Origin of the sequence: Erwinia sp. PsM31 (assembly GCF_030433775.1) — a bacterium.
Taxonomy (GTDB): Bacteria; Pseudomonadota; Gammaproteobacteria; order Enterobacterales; family Enterobacteriaceae; genus Erwinia; species Erwinia aeris.
Genome location: NZ_JARUWZ010000106.1, coordinates 1 through 237, shown reverse-complemented (window position 1 = coordinate 237; position 237 = coordinate 1). Strand labels below are relative to the sequence as shown.

The window sequence follows — 237 nt, the reverse complement described above, 5'->3', positions numbered from 1 at the left end:
GATAACGCCTACTGCGTGACTTTTACCGTCATCATCTTTAGAGACGTTCGCCCGCTTTGGAACCAGAATATTATTATGTGAATTAGCCTTTCCAAGCTGGGCCTGCCCGGCTCAAGCTGCGGCATCATTGTTGCTGATGAAAAACTGATTACCGACATCGGCAATATGAACGTCATTATCAGTCTGGAGCCCGGCAGCATCCGCCCGGCCATCGCGCAAGAGATGATCAAGCGTGGT

At 50.6% G+C, this 237-nt stretch carries 1 pseudogene; it reads left to right on the top strand.

Annotated features, from left to right (window positions below):
* Positions 1-237, top strand: a pseudogene (avtA, locus tag QCD69_RS22625) (valine--pyruvate transaminase); the annotation flags it as partial.